This is a genomic window from Aeromonas taiwanensis, from assembly GCF_000820165.1.
GTDB lineage: Bacteria > Pseudomonadota > Gammaproteobacteria > Enterobacterales > Aeromonadaceae > Aeromonas > Aeromonas taiwanensis.
Map to the genome: position 1 here is coordinate 1 of NZ_CDDD01000005.1, position 15,776 is coordinate 15,776.

The following is a 15,776-nucleotide window of genomic DNA, read 5'->3' on the forward strand; positions in this document are numbered from 1 at the left end:
CTGAGGTGGCGTATAATACCTTCCTCACTGCGAAAGTCAAGCGCTTGTTTTCGCTTTTCTTTCGGCGCCGGCTTTACAAGTAAGCTGGCTCATCAGTTCGGCGTGGACCGCCGTGCTGGTAGGGGCGCATTATAGGGAGCCCCGCCGCGATGACAAGGCATTTTTTGAAGAAAGTCACGGAAACTTCAAATTATCCAGTTAGAAACAGCTTACCCAGTGTATATATACAATGTTATCCACAAGCTGATGATTTCAGCCCTGTTTTATTGGCATTTAATCGGATCTTCCTTGCCGAAGGGATGCCATACTGAAGCGGATAATATGCCTCAAGTGGTCCATGGTAGCGTCTGGTCGTAAAGCTGGTTACCATGGAGGTGAATAGAGTGTTGCACCTTTTTTGCTTTCATTTACAAAAGGTCTTTAAAGATGAATTTATCCAAGTTTCCCGTTTATGTGCAGGCCGCCGTTCTTGCTCTGGTACTGGCGCTGCTCGGCTATCTGGTTGCCCAGGCACTGCAATTTTCTCTAAAAGCCGAAGTGATCTTTGCCGTGGGTCTGGCCATCGGCGGTTTCGTGGTACCGCTGTTCCTTAACCGCGCTCCTGCTGCGACGCCAGAACAACAGGCGACCAGCCAGGAGACCTGCACCTTATATGTAGGCAATCTGCCTTATCGCGCCAACGAGATTGCCGTGCGCGAGCTCTTTGCAGAACAGGGCCAGGTGATCTCCGTTCGCCTGATGAAGGACAAGGCCACCGGCAAGCGCAGGGGCTTCGGGTTTGTGGAGATGCCTGTCGCCGACGCGGCCAGGGCAATCACCGCTCTCAATGACAAGGAGTATCAGCAGCGCACCCTCAAGGTACGTGAGGCGAATGACAAGCGAGACAGGGACGAAAAGGAAGGGAACGACGTCGACGCCTGAGCGTTCAATCCGACACTTCTTCCAGTGATGACAGCCCCCATGCCTGCAAGGGGGCTGTCAGTTTCTGGGTCTGGGCATCCAGCCGACTGCAGTACGCCCGCCCTACCCCTTCCCCCTCGTGAGAGGATGGAAACGCCGCCAGCAGATGGGCCACCCGCCGTGCGACGGCACACCCCGAGTCGACCAGCTCACACTCCGGCATCAGTTGCCGGATCTCTTCGTTCAGCAACGGGAAGTGGGTGCATCCCAGCACCAGGGTATCCGGCCTGATTTCCCCTTCCATCCAGTCCGCCAACACCTCTCTCAGCAGAGCCATATTGACCGGCAGCCCCGCCAGCTTGCGCTCTGCCTCGATCACCAGCTCGGTGGCACCCTTGAGCAGCACCCGCTTGCCCGGCGCAAACTGGGCGATGAGTTCGTGGGTATATTCACGGCTGACGGTACCCGGAGTCGCCAGCAGGCCGATGCAGCCATTGCGGGTCAGGGCGGCGGCGGGTTTAATGGCGGGCACTACCCCCACCACAGGGATGTTCAACTCGGTGCGCAGGGATGGCAAGGCGATGGTGCTGGCGGTGTTGCAGGCGATCACCACCAGATCGATGGCATGTTCGGCCACCATGCGGCTGACCAGGCGGGTACACACGGTGATCAGTTCCGACTCGCTCAGCTCGCCGTAAGGGAAGTGGGCATTGTCGAAGCAGTAGAAATAGTTGTGTGCCGGCAGGGCGCGACGGATCTCCCCATAGACGGTCAAGCCGCCCATACCGGAGTCGAACACGAGAATATTGGCCACCTGAACTCCCCCTTGGATGCGAGGCGGCGATCATACTCCCCCCTGCCGCCAATAGAAAAGGCCCCGCACATGGCGGGGCCTCGCTTTTTCCTCTCTATATAAGCAGAGGCGGGATCAGAGACGGTAATCGGCGGTCAGCTTGAACTCTGTCCCTGCCGACGCATAGCCATAGGCAGGCACATAGTCGCGGTCGAACAGGTTGTCGATGCGTCCCCCCAGGGTCAGCTGTGGCAGCACTTCGTAGCTGGCCCCCAGATTGACCAGGGTGTAGGAGCCCAGCACCACTCGCTCAGCCGGGAAGCTGCTGAAGTTCTTGTCATCCCGTTTGCCCACGTAGAGCAACTCGGTAGACAGATCGACCGGGCCCAGCTGCGCCTGGGTCAACCAGCTCGCCTTCTGCTTGGCACGGCGCAGCAACTGCTGGTCCCCCTCGTTCTTGTCTTCGGTCTTGGTGTAATCGAAGCTCAGATCGTGATGAAGCGGGCCGGTTTCCAGCCCAAGGGCCACTTCCACACCCCGGATCTCGGCATCCGTGTTACCCGGCTTGCAGGTGGAGAATGCGCTCTGGCAGGAGATCAGGTTCTCGATCTCGTTGTGATAGAGGTTCACTGACCAGTCCCAGGCGGTGTAACGGCCAGAGAAGTCCAGCTCCAGATTCTTGCTCTCTTCCGGCTTCAGATCCGGGTTTTCATAACCTGGGTAATAGAGGTCGAGGAAGGTTGGTGCCTTGAAGGCCGTACCATAACTCAACCGGATGTTGTGGTTCTCATTGATGTCCAGCCCGGCCGCCGCAGACCAGGTATTGTTGCGGCCATATTGATCGTTGTCATCGGTACGACCGGACAACTCACCCAGCAGCGCCTGCCAGCGGTAGCTCGCCACGGCGAACAGGCCCGTGTTGTCGCGATCCGGCGCATTGAACGACTGACCATAACTGCGGGAATCGGACTTCATCTGTTCCTGCTGCCAGTCGGCACCACCGGTCAGGGACAAGCCTTCCACACCGTTCCAGTTGTTGATCCAGGAGAAACGGGTCAGACCGGTGTGGATGGGCTCGGCACTGGACTCCCCATTGCTCTCCCACCAGCTCTTCAGCTTGTTCTCGCCATAGCTGGCTTCCAGCCGGCTGCTCAGGGCGCCGCTCTGGTACTTGAGGCCACCGTCGTACTGGAAGGCCTGCACCCGGCTCTGATCCGCCGACATATAGGGGTCGTCCATCTCGGTCTGGTTGTCATAGCCCTGGGCGTTGAAATCGGCGCTCCAGGCGTCGTTGAACGCGTGGTTCAGTCCGAACTGGCCGTTCAGGCTGTCAAAACCGTCCCTATCCGGCTGCTGGGCACCGGCGACCACATCGAAGCCATCGGTGCGCTCATAGCCCACCAGCAGGTTCATGTCGGTCTGCTCGCCCAAGGCCTGCACTGTACGCACCTGCCCCTGGCCGTAGCCATGGCTGCCCACGCCGCCCTTCAGGTGGGTTTCGCTGCCGTTCTTGGCCGAGGTCTTGGAGATGAGGTTGATGACGCCACCGATGGCATTGGCACCATAGACGGCGGCGCGGGGACCGCGGATGTATTCGATGCGCTCGATATTGTCGAGGGGGATCTGGCTCAGATCCGGTGTGCCGGCCACCATGGCGGCAACGGGACGACCATTCATCAGCACCAGGGAGTGGTTGGAGTTGGTGCCACGGATAAACAGACTGCTGACATGACCGCGACCACCCAGTGTCGTGATCTGTACCCCTGGCAGGGTCTTCAACAGATCCGGCAGGCTCTGCACCTGGCGAGCCTCGATCTCGGCGCGCTCTATCACCATGATGGGGGCGAGCACGGTGCTGGCAGGTTGTTCCACCCGGTTGGCGGTCACGACCATGGTGGGGTTGACGGGGATGGTCATCTGTTGGGCAAAAGCCGCCGTTGGCAACAGGGCAGCCGCCAATAATGTCTTGGACATGAGAGATCCTTAAGTTCGCGTAAGCATCTACTTCGTGGCCGGTTTCTCTCGGCCCGAAATACGAACTTTGGCAGGTCTTCGGGCTTGGGGGCGGATGACCTACGGCGACGGCTTCCCACCCAATGGCAGTGCCCTGATGTCGCTTCGTTCCCCCTTACCGCTGCGCGCCAGCTCCGGATTTTCACCGGATTCCCTTTTAAGCATGATGCGCCAAAGCGGGGGGATTATAGGCAGAGCCGGATTGGATGTATAGCCATCTGGATTGCCGGCATCGTTTTTTCCCGATTGAGGGTGCCGAGTGGCACAACCGCCATCCCCCTCCTCCGTCGTGGCACCCACCGATGACCATCAGGAAGGGCTGACACAAGAAATGTTGAGCCAGATCCCACGGCTTTTTGGTAACATGCGGCAAACGTTTGACATCCGAGGAAGCCGTAATGACGACCCCCCCTATGATCGGCCTGGTAATGGGCTCCGACTCTGACTGGCCCGTGATGCAGGCCGCCGCCCGCATCCTCAAGGAGCACGGTGTGCCCTATGAAGCGCGCGTCGTATCCGCCCATCGCACCCCGGATCTCCTGTTTGAATATGCCGCCAGCGCCCGTGAGCGCGGCCTGCGCGCCATCATCGCCGGCGCCGGCGGTGCCGCCCACCTGCCGGGCATGCTGGCCGCCAAGACCACCATTCCGGTGCTGGGCGTGCCCATCCCGACCCGCCAGCTCAAGGGGATGGACTCCCTGCTCTCCATCGTGCAGATGCCCAAGGGCGTACCGGTCGCCACCTTCGCCATCGGCGAGGCGGGTGCCGCCAACGCCGGCCTGTTCGCGGTCTCCCTGCTCTCCGTCGCCCAGGACGGTGACGCCCCCCGCTACCACCAGCAGCTCGACGGCTTCCGCGCCAAGGAGCGCGACCGGGTGCTGGCCCTGGAGCTGGAGGACCCGGCATGATACTGCCCCCCGCCACCCTCGGCATGCTCGGCGGCGGCCAGCTCGGCCGCTACTTCGTGATGTCCGCCCACCGCCTCGGCTATCAGGTCATCGTGCTGGATCCGGATCCCGCCAGCATCGCCGGTGCCGCCGCCGATGGCCAGATCGTGGCCGCCTATGACGACGCCGAGGCCCTGGCCGAACTGGCCCGTCGCTGCGACGCCATCACCTGCGAATTCGAGAACGTGCCGGCGGCCTCCCTGGCCCTCCTGGAGCAGCACAAGCCGGTGCGCCCGGCCGCGAGCGCGGTGCGCGTCTGCCAGGATCGCCGGGAAGAGAAGGCCTTCCTGACCCGCGCCGGCGTACCCGTCGCGCCGAACCTGACCCTGCTGCCCCACGAGCCGCTGCCGGCCCTGTCGGACGACCTCTTCCCCGCCATCCTCAAGACCGCCCGCGAGGGGTACGACGGCAAGGGGCAGTGGACCATCCACCAGGCCAGCGAACTGCCGGCAGCCCTGGCCGCCAGCGGCGTGCCCTGCGTGCTGGAGAAGCGCCTGCCGCTGGAAGGGGAGTTTGCCCTGACCCTGGCGCGCAGCCCGAGCGGTGCCATCAGCGCTCTACCCCTGGTGCAGAACTGGCACAGCGGCGGCATCCTGGATCAGACCCGCTCCCCGGCCAACGTGCCCGCCCTGGAGGCCGAGGCCCAACGCATCGCCGAGCACATCATCGCCGCCCTCGACTACGTGGGCGTGCTGACGGTGGAGTTCTTCCTGGTCGGCGGCCAACTGCTGGTCAACGAGATGGCGCCGCGCCCCCACAATTCGGGTCATCCCAGCATCGACAACGCCGGCTGCAGCCAGTTCGAGCTGCAGGTGCGCGCTCTGTGCGATCTGCCGCTGCCGGCGCAGGCTGACGTTCAGCCCGCCATCCTGCTGAACCTGCTCGGGGATCTGTGGCAAGACGGCACGCCGGACTGGGCCGGCGCCCTGGCCCTGCCCGGGGTGCACCTGCACCTCTACGGCAAGGGCGAGGCCCGCCCCGGCCGCAAGATGGGCCACGTCACCGTCACCGGCCGCGACTGGCCGACGGTCGAGGCCACCGCGCACCAGCTGCGTGCCCTGCTGGGCCTGCCGCCGCGCTAAGCGCCGCCGTCCCAACGAAAAGACCCGGGCCAAGGCACGGGTCTTTTTTATGGTGCAGCCTTCAAGCGAAGAGTCAGGCCCGTTCGGCAGAGACCGCGACAGGAGCCGGCAGGCGGATGGTGAGGGAGAGCACCAGGGCCACCACCAGCAACACCAGAATGAGGTTGAATGTCGCCATGAAGCCGCCGAACAGGGAGGCGACGATGGAGCCGATGATGCTGCCCAGGCCAAATCCCAGATAGATGACGCCGTAGTTCTTGGTCAGGTTGTTGAGACCGAAGAAGTCGCTCACCAGCGAGGGGTAGACGGTGATGGTACCGCCGAAGCTGAACGCCACACAGGCCACTGCCACGAAGAACAGGTTGGCGTTGAGCGGCACGAACAGCAGCAATCCCATACCACAGAGCGTAATCAGCTGGGCGATGGTGATGACCCGGATGCGGGACATCTTGTCGGAGAGGATACCCAGCACCAGCCGGCCACCCAGGTTCGCCATGGCGATGATGGCGACGGCGTTGGCGGCGACCACGGCCGGCAGGCCCACCATCTTCTCGCCGATGTCCTTGGCCACCCCGATGACGTAGAGACCGCTCATGCAGGCGGTGAGGAACATCAGCGCCAGCATCCAGTACTGGGGCTTGCGCATCGCCTCGGCCAGGGTGAAGTCACGGCTTTCGCTCTGCTGCACGGAGGCGGCCTGCCTAGGCGCATCCTTCATCAGCATGCCGCCCACCAGCACCATGGACATGGCGATCAGCCCCCACAGCTGGAAGGTGGTCTCAAGGCCGTTGCTGGAGAGCAGCAGCAGGTTGATGTACTTGAAGCCCAGGCTGCCGAGGCCGTAGGCGCCGATGGAGCAGGCGGAGATGAGCCCCTTGCGCTCCGGGAACCACTTCACGCAGTTGGAGAGGGTCATCAGGTAGCCGGTACCGTCGGCAAAGCCCACCAGGATGCCGGCGCAGAGGTAGAGCATGGCCAGGTTGCTGGCGTGGGCGGTGAGGAAGAAGCCGATGCCGAGCAGCACGCCGGCCCCCAGGGTGACGTTGCGCACCCCGAACCGATCCTGCAGCTTGCCCGCCAGGGAGGAGGCGACCGCAAGCGACAGGCTGAGAAGGCCGAAGGCGAAGGCGACCTGGCTGACCGGCTCGTCCAGCTTGTCGGAGAGCTGGGCGTTGAACAGGCTCCAGGTGTAAACGGATCCCAGCGCGAACTGGGTGATGATGGTACCGATCAAGGTCAGGTACCGGGTGCGGTTCATCTCTCTGGTCATGATGCGTCTCGGAAAGTGGACTTCAGGAAGTTGAGGCCACTATAGGCAAGACGCCCCTCCCGCCGACCGATTACGGCATGAAATGCAGATCGGCGGGAATGAATGACAATCAGAGCCGCATCAGCTGACGGAACGCCTTGATGTTGCTGCGACTGACCGGCACCTCGAACGGCAGATCATGGAGCCGGATGAGATAGGTACTGTTGAACCAGGGCACTATCTCGCGGATCTTGTTGATATTGACGCAGTAGGAGCGATGACAGCGGAAAAAGCCCTCCGCCGGCAGCCGGCTGACGAACTCGCTGAGGGTCATGGTCATCACATAGCGATCCGTGCGGGTGTAGACATGGGTCAGCTTCTCGTCGGCTTCCGCGTAGTAAATCTGTTCGCAGGGGGTGACGATGATGCGCTCCCCCTTCACCAGATTGACGGTGCGATTGTGTGGCGTGCCCGGCTCGCTCCCCTGCCCCGTCTGCGGCTTGCCCGCCAGTTCGAGCTTTTGCAGCAGGCTGATGAGGCGCGGCTCGTTGTAGGGTTTGAGGATGTAGTCGAATGCCTCCAGCTCGAACGCCTCCACCGCAAACTCCTTGTAGGCGGTGACGAAGACGATGTGGGGCGGGTGGCTGGACTTGTGCAGATTCTTGGCCAGCAGCAGGCCGTCGATGGCGGGGATCTGGATATCCAGAAACACCACGTCCACCTCGTGATCCTGCAGGTACTTGAACGCCTCCAGCCCGTCCTCGAAGCTCGCCACTATCTCTATGGTGCTGTGCTGCCCCACCAGAAAGGCCAGCTCCTCGCGGGCGAGGTATTCATCTTCCACTATGATGGCTTTCAGCATGGCTGTCCCTCTCGCGTCATGGCGTTCTTCTCAATATTGATGGCAATCAGCAAGGCATGACCTCCGGATCCGGCAGATAGAAACAGACTTCGGTGCCGGGCTCCAGCCGCTTGAGGTGCAGGCCGTCGCCGTAGAGCAGCTTGACCCGCTGATGCACGTTCATCAGGCCGATGCTGCGGCTCTCCACCCGACCGGCGGCGACCCCGTCGATCACCGCCTGGCTGATGCCGTAGCCGGTGTCGCGCACCGCCACCCGGATACCGCCCGCCAGCTGTTTCACCTCTATGGTGACCCGACCCGGCGCACTGCGCGGCTGGATGCCGTGCAGGATGGCGTTTTCCACCAGGGGCTGCAACAGCAGGCTCGGCACCTGGATGTGCACGTCGTCCACCTCGAACACCACCTCCAGCTTGTCGCCGAAGCGGGCCTGCTCGATGGCCACGTAATCGCGCACCTGCTGCAGCTCCTCCTGGATGTCGATGAGGGTATCCCCCTTGTTGAGGTTGTAACGCAGGTAGTCCGCGAGGTTGGCGATGAGCTGGCGCGCCTGCTGGGGACGAATGCGGATCAGCGACGAGATGGCGTTGAGGGCGTTGAACAGGAAGTGCGGGTTGATCTTGCTCTGCAGCGCGGTGAACTCCGCCTTGCGGGTCATCTCCTTGAGCTGCTCGATGCGCGACACCTCCATCTGGGTGGAGATGAGCTGGGAGAGGCCCACCGCCATCTCCTTCAGGGAGCTGGTGATGCTGTGGGTGCGGCGGTAGTAGATCTTGAGGGTGCCGCTGACGGCGCCGTTCTCCCGCAGCGGAATAATGATGACCGAGTGAAAATCGGCCAGATGATACTGGCGCAGATCGTTGTTGATGATGATCTGGTCCAGCAGCACGGCCCGCTGGGTCATGGCGCTGATGGCGTGGTGCTCGTCCAGCTCGTAGTACCCCTTGCCCACCCCCACATAGGCCAGCACGTCGCGGGTGTCGGTGATGGCCACCGCATCGGCGCTGATCTCGCTGCGAATGATGCCGCACACCTGGCCGAGGGAGTGGCGATCGATGTTCTGGAAAAACGGCAGCGTCTTGTTGGCGATGTCGAGCGCCAGCTTGGCCTGCTTGGCGGCAATCAGCTCCTTCTCGTCATCCAGATCCTGCACCAGCTTGATGATGAGGCCGATGCAGAGTGCCCCGGCGATCATCGGATAGGCGATGTGGCTGACGATCTCCACCCCCACCGCATGGGGCTCGGTCAGCTGCCAGATAAGCAGCATGGTCAGCCCCTCGCAGGCCATGCCCGCCAGGATGCCGTACAGCCAGAGCCGCGACTTGCGGCAGCGCAGGTGCAGCCAGGTGGCGAGCAGGCCGGCGATGATGCTGGCGATGAGACACGGGATAGACGTGTGACCATCCATGTCGATGAGGTAGCGGTGCAGGCCGGAGATGACCCCGGCCGGAATGCCGACCCAGGGGCCGAACAGGATGCCGCCGGAGATGATGGCGATGATCCGCACGTTGATCAGCGCCCCCTCCACCGGAATGCCGGTGTAGGTGCTGAACACCGCGAACAGGCAGAAGATGCTGGCCACCAGCACCAGCTCGGCCGGGGTGTGGTCCCGCTTCTGGAACAGGCGCTGGAAGGGCCGGGTGCGGGTCAGCAGGAAGAGCGTCATCAGCATCAGGGCCGCCCGCTCGAACACCGCCAACAACATCATCTGATTCTCGAGCATGCATACCTCCGGGGCGCGACGAACGGGGGCCCACTATAGGGATTGTGAGCCCGGCCGCCGCTGACCGGGATCAAGGAGAGAGGGCGAGTCACGGCGCCAGAAACGAAAAAGCCCCGCGCCAGTGCGCGGGGCCTGGCAGAACAACCGTCCTCAGGAGAGGGTGGCCAGCCTGGCCGCAAACCCCATAAAGAAGAGGCCGATCAATCCATTGCCCAGCTTGGCGAGGCGCACCTTGCGCGCAAAGAAACGGGCCATCAGGGTACCACCGAAGATCAGCAGGGTCAGGTAGACGAAGCTCATGGCCTCCAGCATGCCCGCCAGCACCAGGTAGGAGATCCAGGTGTGGGCATAGCTGAAGTCGATGAACTGCACGAAGAAGGAGACGTAGAACAGGATGGCCTTGGGGTTGGTGAGGCTCAGGGTCAGGGCCTTGCTGAAGTAACGCTCCCCCGGATCCACCGCCGACGCCTGCCCGGCCTGTTTGGCGATGAAGTTGGCATGGAGGATCTTCACCCCCAGGTAGAGCAGGTAGAGGGCGCCGAGGTAGCGCACCAGGGTAAACAGCAATGGGGTGGTACGGATGAGGGAGGCGATGCCCAGATAGGCGCAGAAGATCAGGATGGCATCCCCGACGAAGACGCCGAGGGCCGCCTTGTAGCCGGCACTGATGCCGCGTACCGCCCCGGTACGCAGCACGTAGAGGGAGTTGGGCCCAGGTGCGATGATGATGAAGAAGAGCCCCACCAGATAGGTCCAGACGTTGATGACACCCAGGCTTTCGAACATGTTCCCTCCATGGCGGGCGATGAGCCGGATAACGGCGGCAGGCTTTCTATACTAATCCGCCCCGCGCCAAGCACAAGATCTGACCAGCCATCTACACACTTTCAGGATGAACGGCCTGAACGCCGCTCAAGATCAGCTCGGTGTTCGCCCACTTTGGTTATGTCCAGATGCGCCGGGATAGGGCATGGTAGAGGGAGCATGCCGTCACAGATACCCCAGCCATGGACAAGACCTTGAGTACCGACACTCCGATCACCGCCCCGTCTGCGGTGGATAACCCGAATACCACCGCTTATCCGGTGATCGCCGCCATCAGCTTCTCGCACCTGTTGAACGACATGATGCAGTCGGTGCTGCTGGCCATCTACCCGCTGCTCAAGCTCGGCCTCGACCTGTCGTTCACCCAGATAGGGCTCATTACCCTCACCTACCAGTTCACGGGCTCCCTGCTGCAACCCCTGATCGGCCTCTACACCGACCGCAGGCCCATGCCCTACTCCCTGCCGCTTGGCATGGGGTTCACCCTGGTGGGATTGCTCTCCCTCTCCCAGGCGGACAGCTTCGGTGCCGTGCTGCTGTCGGCCATGCTGATCGGCATGGGCTCCTCCGTCTTCCACCCGGAATCCTCCCGGGTCGCCCGCATGGCGGCGGGCAACCAGCCCGGCCTGGCCCAGTCCCTGTTCCAGATCGGCGGCAACCTGGGTTCGGCCATCGGACCCCTGCTCGCCGCGCTCATCATAGTGCCCCAGGGCCAGGGCAGCGCGGCCTGGTTCTCCCTGTTCGCCCTGGTCGGCGTCATCGTGCTCAGCTTCGTCGGACGCTGGTCCAGCCATCACGGCGCCAGCTTCCATCGTCGGATGAAGGCCCATGCCGGCAACGGCCTGAGCCGCCGCCAGATCGGCTGGTCGCTGGCCATCCTGGGCCTGCTGATGTTCTCCAAGTTCTTCTACATGGCCAGCCTGAGCAGCTATTACACCTTCTACCTGATGGACAAGTTCAGCCTCTCCCTGGACAGCGCCCAGCTCCATCTGTTCGCCTTCCTGTTTGCCGTCGCGGCGGGTACCGTGCTCGGCGGGCCGATCGGCGACCGCATCGGCCGCAAGCGGGTGATCTGGATCTCCATCCTCGGCGTCGCCCCCTTCACCCTGCTGCTGCCCCATGCCGATCTGTTCTGGACCTCGGTGCTCTCGGTCATCATCGGCCTGATCCTGGCGTCGGCCTTCTCCGCCATCCTGGTCTACGCCCAGGATCTGGTCCCCGGCAAGGTCGGCACCATCTCCGGCCTCTTCTTCGGCTTCGCCTTCGGCATGGGGGGCATAGGCGCCGCCCTGCTGGGCCAGCTGGCGGATGCCACCAGCATCGAAACCGTGTACCAGGTCTGCGCCTACCTGCCCCTCATCGGCCTGCTGACCGCCTGCCTGCCCAACCTCAGAAAGGACTAGGGACAAAGCGACAGCCCGCATCGACGGTCGGGGCGACCAACCATAAAAAACGCGGCCTGAGCAGGCCGCGTCTGAAGTGGATGAGCACGAGGGGACCTCAGCAATACTGGCCCCCAGCCCGCCGGGACTAAAGCCCCACTGGACGTTGTCACTGCCGAGCCCGCTCATCGGACAGGGGCAACCTCCATCAGCAGTACTGGCCGGCTACCCAACCGGAGGACCAGGCCCACTGGAAGTTGTAGCCGCCGAGCCAGCCGGTCACGTCCACCACCTCGCCGATGAAGTAGAGACCAGCCACCTTGCGCGCCTCCATGGTCTTGGAGGAGAGCTCGTGGGTGTCCACCCCACCCAGGGTCACCTCGGCGGTGCGATACCCCTCGGTGCCGTTCGGCAGGATCTGCCAATCCCCCAGCAGGGTGGCGACCGCCTCCAGCTCCCGCTCGTTGTACTGGCGCATCGGCTTGTTAATCAGCAGGCCCAGCTCCACCAGCTTGTCGACGAAGCGCTTGGGCAGCTCGCGCCCCAGCACGGTCTTGAGCTCCTGGGCCGGATGGGCCTGGACCCACTCCCTGAGGGCCGCCGGGATGTCCAGCTCCGGCAGCAGGTTGATGTGGATTTTCTCCCCCGCCAGCCAGAAGGAGGAGATCTGCAGGATGGCGGGGCCGGAGAGGCCGCGATGGGTGAACAGCATGGCCTCCTTGAAGCGGGTGCCGTCCTCGGCGGTCACCGCCACCGGCAGGCTGACCCCGGCCAGATCCGCGAAGGCCTCCTTGTCGGCCTGATGCAGGGTGAAGGGCACGAGGCCGGCGCGGGTGGGCAGCACATTGAGGCCGAACTGCTCCGCCAGCTTGAAGCCGTAGGGGGTGGCGCCGAGTTTCGGCATGGAGAGGCCGCCGGTGGCCACCACCAGGGAGTGGCAGGCGATCCCCCCCTTGCTGGTGTCGAGCACGAAGCCCTCATCGCCCTTGCTGACGGAGAGGATCTCGGTCTGGAACTGCAGGGTCACGCTGGCCCAGTCGCACTCGGTCAGCAGAATGTCGACGATCTCCTTGGCGCTCTCGTCGCAGAACAGCTGGCCCAGCGTCTTCTCGTGATAGTTCAGGCCGTGCCTGTCCACCAGATCGATGAAGTCCTGCTGGGTGTAGCGCGCCAGCGCCGACTTGCAGAAGTGGGGATTCGCCGAGAGGAAGGCATGGGGCCCGGCCTGATGGTTGGTGAAGTTGCAGCGGCCACCGCCGCTGATGAGGATCTTGCGGCCCGGCTTCTTGGCGTTGTCCAGCACCAGCACGGAACGGCCCCGGTAGCCCGCCTGGGCCGCACACATCAACCCGGCCGCTCCGGCACCGATCACCACCACATCAAACTGCTTCATCATCACTCACCCATCAAAAGAAAAACGGCCCCTTTGCAAGGGGCCGTCATTGTACTGGCTGAACACTAAGTGTCCACGACTATCAGGCGTTGCCGTCCATGATGCTGGCAGGGGCGCCCTTGGCCAGTTCGGCCAGCTCCTTGTCGATGAAGTAGAGACCCTTGCCATCCTCGCCCACCAGGCTCAGGCGGTCGACGATGCTCTTGAACAGCTTCTCCTCTTCGTGCTGCTCGGCCACGTACCACTGCAGGAAGTTGAAAGTGGAGTAGTCCTGGGTGGTGAAGGCGACGTGGGCCAGGCCGTTGATGCACTTGGTGATGTGGTACTCGTGCTCCAGGGTGGTGCGGAAGATCTCCCCCAGGGACTGGAACTCGTGGGGAGGTGCCTCGATCGCCCCCAGCACCGGCATGGCACCGGTCTCGCTCACGTAGGTGAACAGGCGCTCCATGTGCTGGCGCTCTTCCACCGCGTGCTGGCGCAGGAAGGTGGCGGCACCCTCGAAGCCCTTGTCCTCGCACCAGGCACTCATCTGCAGGTAGAGGTTGGAAGAATAGAATTCCAGATTAATCTGCTCGTTCAACTTCTCGATCATGGCTTTGGCCAACATGATGATTCTCCACTGTGATTTGCCCACGATTGTCGCCACTGTTGCGGCCAGACGCAACCAGATACCGTCGTCGAACCGCGCAGTCGGGGCGGCTTTTCACCTCATCCTGACCCCCATACGGCTATAGAGAAGCAAAGAAACATGGTGTAGGTAACGTCAGCCATTATGATGGCGCCAGTGGTCAGGGAAAGGATTCAATGAGATTCATAATGGCACTGGCGCTGCTCTGGATAACCCAGCTGCAGGCCGCTCCCTCCTTGCTCGACGAGGCTGAACTGCAGGCGGCGCGGGATCCCGTCGGCTATCTGCAGCGCCTCGATGCCAGCCCGCAGCAGGACATGGAGCTGTTTTACGCCAGAGCCCTGGCCCAGGCCGCGCTGGGACGCTACCCCCAGGCCCTGCTCGACAATGCCCGTGCCCGCGGGCTGGCCAGCGCCCGGCAAGCATCCCTGCGCCTGCTCGACTTCCGCCTGCAACAGATCGCCCTGACCCTGGAGGCGGAGACGCCGGAGCGCGCCCTCGACCTGCTGACCCAGCTCTGGCCCGCAGTCAGGGATCACCCGGCGCAGGCATCGGAATGGCACGCCCTCAACGGCCTCGCCTTCTACCGTGCCCAGCAGATGAAGGAGGCGATCCTCGAACTCAAGACCGCTCTCCAGCAGAAACAGCAGGAGCCCGTCACCCTGCTCTCTACCCTGCAGTGCGGTCGCCTGCTGATGACCCTCGGCAACCTCTACGCCGATCTCAGCCTCCACCGGGAGGCCGAGCGTTACTATCAGGATGCCCTCGAGCAGATGACGGGGCTCAACGACCCCAACAGCCAGGCCATCATCCGGGCCAACATGGCCAGGCTCTATATCGACATGGCGCACCCTGCCAGGGCGAACCAGCTGCTCGATACCCTGCTCGCCACCCCGGGGCTCTCTCCCCGCTACCGCGCCATCGTGCTTGGCTACCAGGCCATGGTGTTCAACGCGCAAGGGGAGTGGCGGGCCGCCTGGCTGAGCCTGGAGGAGGCACAGGCCATCTACGACGGGCTCGGCACCCCGCAGGCCGCCTCACGCCTCGCCGAGATCAGGGCGAAAACCCTGATGGGACGTGGCGAGAAGCTGCTCGCCCTGCAACTGCTGATGGCCCAGTCCGGCCCTCTCTCCATGAATGGCCGGGCGATGCAGGCCAGGCTGCTGGCCGATCTGGGGCGCTACCCCGAGGCCTATGGCGCCATGGCCCGCTACATGCAAAGCTACAAGCAGCACTTCAACCAGACCCTGAGCCAGCATGCCGCCGCCTTCCAGGTCGAGCGGGACCTGGCCCGCAGCGAGGCCATCAACCGAGCACTGCAACTGGAGAACGAGAACAAGCGCCGGCAGCTGCTCTATCAACAGAGCGCCCGCAACTACCAGCTGCTGTTGCTGGTGCTGCTGGCCGGTGCCCTGATCCTGCTCGGTCTCACTACCCGCAGGCTGCACCGCAACTCGCGCCATCTCTACACGCTCGCCACCTTCGACCAGCTGACCGGGTTGCCCAACCGGCGCGCCCTGCTGGAGCGGCTGGCGCAGCAGTGGCAGCAGGGGGGCCCCCTGACCCTGATCATCATCGACATCGATCACTTCAAGCAGATCAACGACAGGCACGGTCACCAGGCCGGTGATGAGGCCATTCGCCAGCTGGCCAGGGAGCTCAAGAGCTGGGCGCCCGATCAGCAACAGCTCGGGCGCCTGGGGGGAGAGGAGTTTCTGGTGGCCATGACCCTGGACGGAGCCAGCTGCTGGCAGCTCGCCGAACAGCTGAGACACAGGGTCGCCTACCTTGCCGCCCCGCACATGACCGTCAGCATCGGGGTCGCTGAGCGTTCACCGGAGGATGAGCACCTGGACCAGCTCATCCACAGGGCCGACATGGCCATGTATCAGGCGAAACGTCAGGGGCGCAATCAGACTGTCCTGGCACAGCACCCCGGCGAAGGGGACGAACTCGCCTGCAACGTCGCCTGATCCGGGGCC

The 15,776-nt window shown here is 63.2% G+C and carries 13 protein-coding genes and 1 riboswitch; of the genes, 5 read left to right on the forward strand and 8 right to left on the reverse strand.

Annotation, left to right across the window (positions count from 1 at the left end; genetic code table 11):
- Positions 1 to 426: 426 nt before the first annotated feature.
- Positions 427 to 921, forward strand: a complete 495-nt coding sequence (locus tag BN1136_RS00780; protein ID WP_043763642.1) for an RNA recognition motif domain-containing protein — start codon at positions 427 to 429, stop codon at positions 919 to 921.
- A gap of 4 nt (positions 922 to 925) precedes the next feature.
- On the opposite strand, the gene murI is transcribed toward BN1136_RS00780, so the two are convergent.
- Both murI and BN1136_RS00790 read right to left on the reverse strand, forming a co-directional pair.
- Positions 926 to 1,714: a glutamate racemase gene (gene murI, locus BN1136_RS00785; protein WP_043763645.1), complete on the reverse strand. Its 789-nt coding sequence runs from the start codon at positions 1,712 to 1,714 to the stop codon at positions 926 to 928.
- Between the two features lie 114 nt (positions 1,715 to 1,828).
- A complete protein-coding gene (locus tag BN1136_RS00790) occupies positions 1,829 to 3,667 on the reverse strand; it encodes a TonB-dependent receptor domain-containing protein (RefSeq protein WP_043763647.1) in 1,839 nt (612 codons plus the stop codon).
- A 52-nt stretch (positions 3,668 to 3,719) separates the two neighbouring features.
- Positions 3,720 to 3,897, reverse strand: a riboswitch (cobalamin riboswitch).
- A gap of 207 nt (positions 3,898 to 4,104) precedes the next feature.
- Here BN1136_RS00790 and purE point away from each other — a divergent pair.
- Positions 4,105 to 4,614, forward strand: a complete 510-nt coding sequence (gene purE / locus BN1136_RS00795; RefSeq protein WP_043763649.1) for a 5-(carboxyamino)imidazole ribonucleotide mutase — start codon at positions 4,105 to 4,107, stop codon at positions 4,612 to 4,614.
- Complete coding sequence (locus BN1136_RS00800; RefSeq protein ID WP_043763651.1) at positions 4,611 to 5,735, forward strand: 5-(carboxyamino)imidazole ribonucleotide synthase; 1,125 nt, start codon at positions 4,611 to 4,613, stop codon at positions 5,733 to 5,735. Before purE ends, BN1136_RS00800 begins: the two co-directional genes overlap by 4 nt.
- Positions 5,736 to 5,808: 73 nt before the next feature.
- On the opposite strand, the gene BN1136_RS00805 is transcribed toward BN1136_RS00800, so the two are convergent.
- The 4 genes from BN1136_RS00805 to leuE all read right to left on the reverse strand — a co-directional run bounded on the left by BN1136_RS00805 (position 5,809) and on the right by leuE (position 10,352).
- A complete protein-coding gene (locus BN1136_RS00805) occupies positions 5,809 to 7,005 on the reverse strand; it encodes an L-lactate MFS transporter (RefSeq protein ID WP_043763653.1) in 1,197 nt (398 codons plus the stop codon).
- 109 nt (positions 7,006 to 7,114) lie between these two features.
- Positions 7,115 to 7,846, reverse strand: a complete 732-nt coding sequence (locus BN1136_RS00810; protein ID WP_043763655.1) for a LytR/AlgR family response regulator transcription factor — start codon at positions 7,844 to 7,846, stop codon at positions 7,115 to 7,117.
- Positions 7,847 to 7,892: 46 nt separating this feature from the next.
- On the reverse strand, positions 7,893 to 9,566 hold the full coding sequence (locus BN1136_RS00815; RefSeq protein ID WP_043763658.1) for a sensor histidine kinase: 1,674 nt from the start codon (positions 9,564 to 9,566) through the stop codon (positions 7,893 to 7,895).
- A 150-nt stretch (positions 9,567 to 9,716) separates the two neighbouring features.
- Entirely contained in the window at positions 9,717 to 10,352 is a 636-nt protein-coding gene (gene leuE / locus BN1136_RS00820; RefSeq protein WP_043763660.1) for a leucine efflux protein LeuE, read from the reverse strand.
- A gap of 221 nt (positions 10,353 to 10,573) precedes the next feature.
- Here leuE and BN1136_RS00825 point away from each other — a divergent pair, with 221 nt between their 5' ends.
- Entirely contained in the window at positions 10,574 to 11,794 is a 1,221-nt protein-coding gene (locus tag BN1136_RS00825) for an MFS transporter (protein ID WP_043763663.1), read from the forward strand.
- Between the two features lie 187 nt (positions 11,795 to 11,981).
- Here BN1136_RS00825 and BN1136_RS00830 read toward each other — a convergent pair whose 3' ends face one another.
- Both BN1136_RS00830 and ftnA read right to left on the reverse strand, forming a co-directional pair.
- A complete protein-coding gene (locus BN1136_RS00830; RefSeq protein ID WP_197068407.1) occupies positions 11,982 to 13,166 on the reverse strand; it encodes a BaiN/RdsA family NAD(P)/FAD-dependent oxidoreductase in 1,185 nt (394 codons plus the stop codon).
- 82 nt (positions 13,167 to 13,248) lie between these two features.
- Positions 13,249 to 13,773 (reverse strand): non-heme ferritin, encoded by a 525-nt coding sequence (gene ftnA, locus BN1136_RS00835; RefSeq protein WP_043763665.1) that lies wholly within the window; start codon positions 13,771 to 13,773, stop codon positions 13,249 to 13,251.
- Between the two features lie 209 nt (positions 13,774 to 13,982).
- On the opposite strand from ftnA, the gene BN1136_RS00840 reads away from it, so the two are divergent.
- Complete coding sequence (locus BN1136_RS00840) at positions 13,983 to 15,767, forward strand: diguanylate cyclase domain-containing protein (RefSeq protein ID WP_043763669.1); 1,785 nt, start codon at positions 13,983 to 13,985, stop codon at positions 15,765 to 15,767.
- Positions 15,768 to 15,776: the final 9 nt, after the last annotated feature.

What these genes read in the sequence shown, in the direction of transcription:
- BN1136_RS00780 (WP_043763642.1), top strand. Translation starts at nt 427, where the DNA reads ATGAATTTATCCAAGTTTCCCGTTTATGTGCAGGCCGCCGTTCTTGCT.
- BN1136_RS00790 (WP_043763647.1), bottom strand. Translation starts at nt 3,667, where the DNA reads ATGTCCAAGACATTATTGGCGGCTGCCCTGTTGCCAACGGCGGCTTTT.
- purE (WP_043763649.1), top strand. Translation starts at nt 4,105, where the DNA reads ATGACGACCCCCCCTATGATCGGCCTGGTAATGGGCTCCGACTCTGAC.
- BN1136_RS00800 (WP_043763651.1), top strand. Translation starts at nt 4,611, where the DNA reads ATGATACTGCCCCCCGCCACCCTCGGCATGCTCGGCGGCGGCCAGCTC.
- BN1136_RS00805 (WP_043763653.1), bottom strand. Translation starts at nt 7,005, where the DNA reads ATGACCAGAGAGATGAACCGCACCCGGTACCTGACCTTGATCGGTACC.
- BN1136_RS00810 (WP_043763655.1), bottom strand. Translation starts at nt 7,846, where the DNA reads ATGCTGAAAGCCATCATAGTGGAAGATGAATACCTCGCCCGCGAGGAG.
- BN1136_RS00815 (WP_043763658.1), bottom strand. Translation starts at nt 9,566, where the DNA reads ATGCTCGAGAATCAGATGATGTTGTTGGCGGTGTTCGAGCGGGCGGCC.
- leuE (WP_043763660.1), bottom strand. Translation starts at nt 10,352, where the DNA reads ATGTTCGAAAGCCTGGGTGTCATCAACGTCTGGACCTATCTGGTGGGG.
- BN1136_RS00825 (WP_043763663.1), top strand. Translation starts at nt 10,574, where the DNA reads ATGGACAAGACCTTGAGTACCGACACTCCGATCACCGCCCCGTCTGCG.
- BN1136_RS00830 (WP_197068407.1), bottom strand. Translation starts at nt 13,166, where the DNA reads ATGAAGCAGTTTGATGTGGTGGTGATCGGTGCCGGAGCGGCCGGGTTG.
- ftnA (WP_043763665.1), bottom strand. Translation starts at nt 13,773, where the DNA reads ATGTTGGCCAAAGCCATGATCGAGAAGTTGAACGAGCAGATTAATCTG.
- BN1136_RS00840 (WP_043763669.1), top strand. Translation starts at nt 13,983, where the DNA reads ATGGCACTGGCGCTGCTCTGGATAACCCAGCTGCAGGCCGCTCCCTCC.